The organism is Sulfurimonas sp. (genome assembly GCF_026991475.1).
Lineage (GTDB): Bacteria > Campylobacterota > Campylobacteria > Campylobacterales > Sulfurimonadaceae > Sulfurimonas.
Genome location: NZ_JALXBK010000085.1, coordinates 1 through 4,395, shown reverse-complemented (window position 1 = coordinate 4,395; position 4,395 = coordinate 1). Strand labels below are relative to the sequence as shown.

The 4,395-nt window shown below is 35.6% G+C and carries 5 protein-coding genes; all 5 read left to right on the top strand.

The window, feature by feature from the left end; translation table 11 throughout:
* Positions 1-133: 133 nt before the first annotated feature.
* On the top strand, positions 134-826 hold the full coding sequence (locus tag MV589_RS07185; RefSeq protein ID WP_297433394.1) for a 2,3-bisphosphoglycerate-dependent phosphoglycerate mutase: 693 nt from the start codon (positions 134-136) through the stop codon (positions 824-826).
* Positions 823-1,368, top strand: a complete 546-nt coding sequence (locus MV589_RS07180; protein WP_297433393.1) for a DedA family protein — start codon at positions 823-825, stop codon at positions 1,366-1,368. Before MV589_RS07185 ends, MV589_RS07180 begins: the two co-directional genes overlap by 4 nt.
* Before the next feature lie 8 nt (positions 1,369-1,376).
* Positions 1,377-2,294 (top strand): EI24 domain-containing protein, encoded by a 918-nt coding sequence (locus MV589_RS07175; RefSeq protein WP_297433392.1) that lies wholly within the window; start codon positions 1,377-1,379, stop codon positions 2,292-2,294.
* Positions 2,291-3,130 (top strand): M90 family metallopeptidase, encoded by an 840-nt coding sequence (locus MV589_RS07170; protein WP_297433391.1) that lies wholly within the window; start codon positions 2,291-2,293, stop codon positions 3,128-3,130. Before MV589_RS07175 ends, MV589_RS07170 begins: the two co-directional genes overlap by 4 nt.
* A 66-nt stretch (positions 3,131-3,196) precedes the next feature.
* On the top strand, positions 3,197-4,395 hold a 1,199-nt coding region (locus tag MV589_RS07165), incomplete at its 3' end, for an acetyl-CoA carboxylase biotin carboxylase subunit (protein ID WP_297433390.1).

Below are 4,395 nucleotides of genomic sequence, written 5' to 3'. Positions count from 1 at the left end.
TTCAACTCTTTAACTGTAAGTTGTTATAGTGTTTGATAAACAAAAATAACTTTATCAAAAACTAAAAAATAATTATCAAATCATTACTCCTTTAGATGTAATGACTGATAAATTTATTATACGAGGAGTTATAATGAGCAGACTTATTTTAATGCGTCACGGAGAGAGTGTTTATAATCAAAAAAATCTTTTTACAGGTTGGACAGATGTCGAACTGAGTGAGAAGGGAGTGCAAGAGGCAAAAGAGGCAGGTGCGCTGCTCAAAAAAAACGGTATCTATCCTGACATCTGCTTTACCTCTTGGCTTAAACGTGCCATTCATACTGCACAAATCGCTTTGCGTGAGTTGGAATGGGAACATATTGATGCTATTCGTTCTTATAAACTCAATGAACGCCACTATGGTGCATGGCAGGGACAAGATAAAACAAAGGTTTTAAAAGAGTATGGAGAGGAGCAGTTTTTAGCTGTACGTCGCGGTTATGATGTTCCTCCTCCAGCTTTAGATGAAGATGATGCGCGCGTGGTTTGGCGAGATAAAAAGTATGACGGAATTTCTCGTGAGCTGCTGCCGCTGCATGAGTCGCTCAAAGATACGAAAAAACGCGCTGTTGCTTACTATAATGAAGTCATCATGCAAGAGTTACAAGCAGACAAAACGGTGCTTATTTCTGCACATGGAAATTCTCTACGCTCATTAGTAATGCATTTAGATGAACTTTCAGAGACAGAGGTAGTAAAGCTTGAGATTCCCACGGGTGAGCTTATTGTTTACACCTTTGATGCAGCCTTTAAAATCAAGAACAAAGAGATTTTAAAACAGTGATAACCCATTATTTGATAGAGCATTTTTCATATTGGATTCTTTTTGTCTGGAGTCTTTTTGAAGGTGAGGTAGGACTTACACTCGGTGGCTACCTTAGTAAAGAGAGTGATTTAATCTTTTCAAAAGTTGTACTCATTGCCATCATAGGTGCTTTTATCAGTGATGTGACTGTCTTTTTAATCGGAAAATATTCAGATAACAGAGTAGAAAAGTGGCTTAAAAATTATAGGGATCGCTTACGTCTCATAAAAATATGGTTTAAAAAAAATGTCATCTGGCTCATTCTTTTTGAGCGTTTTATCTATGGCACGCATATTCCTTCTCTGCTTTTTATAGGAATGAGTGGGTACTCTTTTTGGAAATTTTTAATTTTTGACATTATTGGCATCATTATGTGGGCTTTTACCTTCACAACTTTGGGATATTACTTTGGTGAAAAAGTAATAGATGTTATAATGCTGTTACAACAACACCTTTCAATAGTTTTTATAATGTTATTTATAGGTTTAGTGATTTTTATTCAAAATAAAGTAAAAAATTAGGAGAGAATATGCAAGATTTTATGGATGCTGTAGTTTTTGGTTTTAAAGGTGTTTTTAAAGCAAGAACAATGAAGTTTGCTATGACAAGTGGTCTCGTTATTTCCGCTGTCTGGATTGTAATTGGAATGTTTTTTTGGGATGGGATTATCTCTAGTACAAGTTCTATTTTAACTTTTATTCCTTTCTCAATGTTACGTTCAAACGGGGCTTGGATGCTCTCGGCTTTTTTATGGTTACAATTAGTTTTAGTAACCTTTGCACTACTATTTTCTTTTCTTGGAAATATTATAGTTGAAAAGATAAGTAGAGATAAGTATGCCACACTTTCAATAAGCATAGGTCTTGCAAGTGCTATTTTTTGGGGAGTTATTTGGTTTTTTGAACATGATTTTATCTATTCAAAATTTTTAAGACTTTTAACATGGTTACCATTTGAAACTATTGAAAAAGGACTTGCATATCTTATTGGTTTTTACATTATTTATGCTGGTATAGTCGTTAGTATGATTTTTGTTACGAGTATGTTTTCTAGTAAATTTTTGTCTGAGGTAAAAGAGAGAGAGTTTCCATACGATGCTATGCATGATGAGTATGAATATAACAATATGAAAAAAACTCTTAAAGATGCAGGAATTTTCATTGGTATTTCAATTGTATCATTTCCTCTGCTTTTTATCCCTGTTATCAACTTTATCATTCTTGTTGGACTTTGGACATGGATGATGAAAGATACCATTGCTTATGATACCGCTTCATTTGTATTTGGCACTGTAGAAAAAGAGAAACTAAAAGAGTTTAAAACTTCCATTTGGGGTCTAAATATGATAGGTTCACTCTTTAACTTTATACCTGTATTTAATGTTTTTGGTCCCTATTTTACAGAACTTGCTATGTTTTACTACCTAAAAGAAAAACGAGACGCATGAGCTACTATTTAGCACTTCTTTTAGTGTTTGCAGGCTTAGGATTTAGCATAATTGCACTTTGGATGTTTTTGCAAATAAGAAAAGAAGAGAACATTAAAAAGGCACTTGCTATGCCTTTTAAAGACGAATATAGAAACTACCTTAACAAAACAGCACACTACCCCGAGCTTTCACAAGAAGATAAAGAAAAAATTGAGCACTCTATTATGCTCTTTACACATACAAAAGAGTTTATTGGAGCAAGCATTGAAGTAAGTGCTGAAATAAAGGTCATCATTGCCTTTTATGCCTGTCTTTTACTTTTGCATAAAACCCAAACAAACTGCTACGACAACCTTAAAACTATCATCATTTATCCAAGTGCTGTTGCGTTTGAAAACATAAATGCGGCCAATGGTATCTACACAAAAGAGAAATTTCTCATCGACGGACAATCAGCAAACGATACGGTCATCATCGTTTGGCACGACGCTAAAAAAGAGGCATATCATCTGCGTCATGACAATGTAATAGTGCATGAATTTGCCCATGAAATTGACTTTATGGATGGAGAGATAGACGGTGTGCCACCAATTGAAAAGTCAAAGTATGATGAATGGACAAATGTGCTTTTTCACGATTACAAAAAACTTTCTGATGTTGTCTTAAAAAATAGAGAGTGGGGAAAATACAAACTTCTTGGCTCTTACGCCGCGACAAATGAAGCAGAATTTTTTGCAGTTGTCAGTGAGCGTTTTTTTGAAACACCGCAAAGTCTGAAAAAGCATTTTCCAGAACTTTATGAAGAGTTAAAAAGTTTTTACAACATAGATACGGCAAATCTTCTCAATAAGTAACCTTTGTTTTTCATCGGTTATTTTAAATAGTATAAAATTTTCATATAAAAAATATGAGGAAATTTTATGCATAAAATAAAAAAAGTGTTAATAGCTAACAGAGGGGAGATTGCATTACGTATCATCCGTGCATGTAAAGAGTTAGGGGTGAAAAGTGTTTCAATCTTTTCAGAAGTAGACATTGCAGGTGTTTGGGTGCGTAAGGCAGATGAGTGTTACCCTATCGTTGGGAATCCCGTAGAGGCATACTTAAACTACGACAGAATTATAGATATAGCAAAACAAGCCAAATGTGACGCTATTCATCCGGGGTATGGATTTCTCTCTGAGAGTGCTGAATTTGCTCAAGCGTGTGAAGATAATGGAATTGTTTTCATTGGTCCAAAAGCAGAACATATTGCCCTCTTTGGAGATAAGATGGCTTCAAAAGCTGCTGTAAAAGAGGTTGGTGTGCCTATTTTAGAGGGAACACTTGAACCTGTAACAGACCCAGTAGAGGGTGAAAAAATAGCAAAAGAGATAGGTTTTCCAATCATCATCAAAGCTGCGTTTGGCGGTGGTGGACGCGGTATGCGTATAGTTGAAGAAGCAAAAGAGTTTCAAGAACTTTTTGCATCGGCAACAAATGAAGCTGTAAAGTATTTTGGAAAAGGGGATGTCTTCATTGAAAAATATGTGCGTAATCCTCGCCATATAGAAGTACAAATAATAGCAGATAAATTTGGTCATGTTGTGCATTTGGGAGATCGTGACTGCTCAATTCAACGCCGTCACCAAAAGGTAATAGAGATAGCACCAAGCCCACTTCTTAACGAAGATACACGCCAAAAACTCTACAAAATCGCTGTAGATGCTGTTAAAAAAATCGGCTATGAGAGTGTCGGTACAGTTGAGTTTCTTGTCGATGATACCGACAATGTCTACTTCATCGAGATGAATACTCGCGTACAGGTTGAGCATCCTGTTACTGAAATTATTTCAGGTATAGATATTATCCAGCGTATGATAGAAATCGCAGGTGGAGATAGACTCAAATACAAACAAGAAGAAATTTCACTTCGTGGATTTGCAATAGAGTTTAGAATAAATGCAGAAAATCCAAATAATAACTTTATGCCAGCAGTAGGCACAATCACAAACTACATGGCACCAGGTGGTCCAGGAATTCGCCTTGATACAAGCATCTATTCAGGATATAAAATTCCTGCAAATTACGACTCTATGATAGGTAAACTTATAGTCTTTTCACTTACATGGGAGGGTGC